The following is a 3,482-nucleotide window of genomic DNA, read 5'->3' on the forward strand; positions in this document are numbered from 1 at the left end:
CCGCGTGCGCCTGCAGGAAGAGCTGCTGCGCATCTGGCGTGCCGAGGGTGTGACCATGATCCTGGTGACGCACGACGCGGCCTTCGCCCGCCTGCTGGACGACCAGTCGCTCGCCGAGGCGGTGTTCACCCGGCCCATGCCGCCGCCCGGCACGTACCACCTTCGGGTGCGCCAGATCGACGCCGACGGCCTGCCCGGCGCGTGGAGCGAACCGCAGCGCCTGGACGTGCACGCGCGCGTCGTGACCTCGGACAACCGGCCGCTCCACAGCAGCGAAGGCCGGCCGGTGCTGCGCGGCCTTCGCTGACGTTCGCTTGGACACGCGGCCCACCGAATCCACCACCTCCCAGATGCAGGAGCCGCTGGCGCGCGCGCGCCGTCCGCGCACCCGCTGGCTCGAATGGGGCCTGCTGTCGGCGGCCCTGCTGGCCGGCGTGGTCGCCCTGGGTTGCTCGCGCAGCCTGGAACACATCGACCTGGCCCTCACCGACCAGCTCACGCGGCTGGGCCGGCAGGCGGTGTCGCCCGACATCGTGATCGTGGCGATCGACGACAAGAGCCTGAGCGAGATCGGCCTCTGGCCCTGGCGCCGCGCCTTCCATGCCGCGCTGCTCGACCGCATCACCCCCGCGGGGCCGCGCGCCGTGGGGCTGGACCTCATCCTGGTGGAACCCGGCCGCGACCACGCCGTGGACGATGCCCTGCTCGGCGAGGCCATCGCGCGCAATGGCAAGGTGGTGTTGCCCCTGTTGCTGATGGACCGGCACGGCACGGGTCAGCTGACCCGCACCGACCCGGCACCCGAGCTCGCCTCGGCGGCGGCCGCCATCGGCCACGTGCACCTGGAGATCGACAACGACGGCATCGTGCGCAGCACCTTCCTGCGCGAAGGCGACGGCACCCAGTGGTGGGATCAGTTCGCCGTGGCCTTGTTGCGCGTGGGTGGCTTCGCGCTGCCCGAGCCCCTGCCCGGCGAGCGGGCGCCGCCGCCCAAGAGCCCGGACGCCTGGCAGCGCGACCACTGGATGCAGATTCCTTTCGCCGGACCACCGGGCAGTTTCCCGCGCGTGTCCTACGTCGACGTGCTCCGGGGCCAGGTACCGCCCGAGCAGTTCGCGGGCAAGTACGTGCTCGTGGGTGCCGTGGCCGCCGGCATGGGCGACGCCTATGCCACGCCGCGTTCGGGCCAGTCCGAGTTGATGGACGGCGTGGAGATCGCGGCCAACGTGATGAACGCGCTGCTGCTCGACCAGCGGCTGGAACGCGCCAATGCCTGGCAGAACGCGCTGTTCAGCGTGGTGCCGGTGGGGCTCGCGCTGCTGGCGGTGCTGCTGCTGGCGCCCACCGCCTCGCTGCTGGCGAGCGCCGCGCTGCTGATCGCCACCGTCGTGGCCGCCGCGCTCGCGCCGTCCGTGGCCGGCCTGCAGTTCGCGCCTTCGGCCGCCCTGCTGGGCGTGTTGCTGGCCTATCCGCTGTGGGTGTGGCGGCGCCTGCGCGCGGCGCTCGGTTACCTGCTCGAGGAGTTCCGGCGCATGGAGACCCGCCGCGACCTGCCCACCATGCTGCCGGCGGCCCGTTCGGGCGATCTGCTGGACCGCCACATCAACGCGCTGCAAAACGCCTCCGAACAGTTGCGCAACCTGCACCGCTTCGTCAGCGAGACGCTCAACAGCCTGCCCGACGCCACGCTCATCGCCGACGCCTCCGGCCACGTGCTCGCGGGCAACCAGGCCGCCTACCAGTACTTCAGCCGGCAGAAGGTGGCGCGGCTGCGGGGCTACCCCCTTGGCGAGCTGCTGCGCGGCGTGCACCGCACCGGCACCCAGCAGCCGGTGTTCGACATGGAGCGCCTGCACCACGCCACCCAGCCCTGGGGGGCGGAGGCGCGCGACGCCGCCGGGCGCGATCTGCTGGTGCGCTTCGTGCCCTGCTTCAACACCGATGGGCAGACCACCAGCTGGATCACCAGCCTGGTCGACATCACCCCCATCCGCGAGGCCGAGCGCCAGCGCGACGTGGCCCTGCGCTTCATCTCGCACGACATGCGCTCGCCGCAGGCCTCCATCCTCGCGCTGCTGGAAGTGCAGCGCATGAACCCCCAGCAGCCCATGCGGCCCGAGACGCTGGGCCGCATCGAACGGCATGCGCGCCGCACCCTGGACCTGGCCGAGGAGTTCGTGCAACTGGCCCGGGCCGAATCCAGCACCTACCGCCTGGACACCGTGGACCTGGTGGACCTGCTCGACGAGGCCGTGGACGAGGTCTGGCCGCAGGCCCAGGCGCAGCGCGTGAACCTGCTGGTGGTGCGCCCCGATGCACCGGCCCTGTGCGAAGCCGACCGCGGCCTGCTCACCCGGGCCATCGCCAACCTGCTGGGCAACGCGGTGAAGTACGGCGGCGAAGGCACCGAGGTGCTGTGCGCCGTGCACGCGGCGACCGGGGGATGGCGGGTCTCCATCACCGACCAGGGCCCGGGCATGACGCCCGAGCAGCAGCAGCGGCTGTTCCAGCAGTTCGCCCGGCTCGATCCCGAGCACAGCGCCACGCGCGGCGTGGGCCTGGGGCTGGTGTTCGTGCGCACCGTGATCGAACGGCACGGCGCGCGCATCGAGGTCATCAGCCAGCCCGGCCATGGCACGACCTTCCATTTCACGCTCGCCGCCAGCACCCACCTGCCCTAGGAGGGTGCATTCCACGCTTTACACGGTCGCTCTGTTAAGCGACTGTTAAACCGTTTGTTTGCGAAACGGGTCGAGGCTACGCTGATGTCTCGTTCCCCGATTTCCCTTTGACGACATGAGCACCCACACGATAGACCGAACAGACCGCACCGTTTCCCTGGAGACGGGCGCCGCCTCGGTTGTGCAACGCGGTGCCCGAGAAACCGTGTTTCCCCCCGAGGCTGCGCTGCACGTTCTGACCCGTGACGAGTTCAGCAGCATGACCACCCCTCTCCCCGTCGACCCCCTCATCCACACCATGCGCATGCTCGGCCGCACGGTGCGCCTGCTGTTCAGCCGCCAGGAGCCTGAGCGAGCGCGTTCGCTGGCGATGGAACTGGCGCGCGCCACCTCGCCCTGCAAGGGGCTGGACGACCCCGTGCGCAGCTGGGAGGCCAACCTGCAGGTGGACCGGGGCCTGGGCCGGGCCCGGCGCCTGCAACGCCTGGTCAACAGCCCCGTCTGGCAAAGCGATCACGGCACGCCCGGCAGCGGCAAGACCCCGACCGAGAGCGCGGCCGACTACCTGTTCGCCTCGGTCATGAACCTGGTCCACCAGATGCCGCTGTGCGACGAGGCCCATGTGTTCCGCCTCTGGTACCTCGCCACGCGGGCGGCCACGCCGCCGGAGAACGCCCTGCGCCTGTTCGGCGACCTGCGCTACCTGCCGGCCCACCAACAGCTCGCCGCCGGCGCGCGCCTGCTCGAAACGCTGGGCAGCGACGCGCTGCACGCCACCCCCTCGCGGCCCCGGCTGCAGCC

Annotated in this window: 2 protein-coding genes and 1 pseudogene; all 3 read left to right on the forward strand. The window is 71.4% G+C overall.

The window, feature by feature from the left end; translation table 11 throughout:
- Window positions 1-307, forward strand: a pseudogene (locus tag AC3WPZ_RS27695) (hypothetical protein); the annotation flags it as partial.
- Between the two features lie 7 nt (window positions 308-314).
- A complete protein-coding gene (locus AC3WPZ_RS27700; protein ID WP_492442560.1) occupies window positions 315-2,681 on the forward strand; it encodes a CHASE2 domain-containing protein in 2,367 nt (788 codons plus the stop codon).
- Window positions 2,682-2,940: 259 nt separating this feature from the next.
- On the forward strand, window positions 2,941-3,482 hold a 542-nt coding region (locus AC3WPZ_RS27705; RefSeq protein WP_492442562.1), incomplete at its 3' end, for a hypothetical protein.

The organism is Hydrogenophaga sp. FW305-3-2-15-A-LB1, assembly GCF_058787875.1.